Here is a 219-nt window from a genome sequence, read left to right on the forward strand (position 1 = left end):
TTGTCGATCCACGGGATCAGGCTGCCGGCCAGCGGCACGCCGAAGTTCTCGGTCGGGTAGGCGTCGCTGCGCATGGCCTCGGCGACCTTGCGGTCGATGTCGAGGATGGCCGCCGCCGGGTTGGCCAGGTCATCGGCAACCGCCGCATGGGTAGCGCCCATCTGCTTGATCAGCTCGCGCATGTTCTGCGCGCCGGCGCCGGAGGCCGCCTGGTAGGTC

At 69.9% G+C, this 219-nt stretch carries 1 protein-coding gene; it reads right to left on the reverse strand.

Annotated features, from left to right (window positions below):
- Positions 1 to 219: Asd/ArgC dimerization domain-containing protein (locus B4I46_RS06140; protein ID WP_414708920.1), on the reverse strand; the 219-nt coding region annotated here is incomplete at both ends.

Origin of the sequence: Pseudomonas sp. UBA7500 (assembly GCF_002478435.1) — a bacterium.
Classification (GTDB): Bacteria; Pseudomonadota; Gammaproteobacteria; order Pseudomonadales; family Pseudomonadaceae; genus Aquipseudomonas; species Aquipseudomonas palmensis.